Source organism: Ulvibacter sp. 2210JD10-4, assembly GCF_058148525.1.
In genome coordinates this window covers 1-248 of record NZ_JBYVJZ010000068.1, presented here as the reverse complement: position 1 = coordinate 248, position 248 = coordinate 1, and the positions used below count along the sequence as shown (strand labels likewise).

The 248-nt window shown below is 39.1% G+C and carries 1 pseudogene; it reads right to left on the bottom strand.

The features are described 5' to 3' along the window. A pseudogene (locus ACY2RT_RS15500) lies at positions 1 to 248 on the bottom strand (TonB-dependent receptor); the annotation flags it as partial.

Genomic DNA, 248 nt, shown 5'->3' with positions numbered 1-248 from the left:
TTTCCGAAAGCCTCCAGAATTCCACCAATTAGATGGCGATAGTATTTTTCATCAAAAATGTCAATTAAGTTGTTGACACCCATCGCAAGTCATAAGCGCATTTTGGTATAGCGAGAGAAATACTCAACCAGTTTATAATATTCCTGAAAATTGGAGATCATTAAAGTGTGTCCCAGGGAACACAATAACCTGGCCCGGTTCATAAAGTCTTTTTCATCTATTTCGCCTTCTGCACGAAGGTTAGAGAG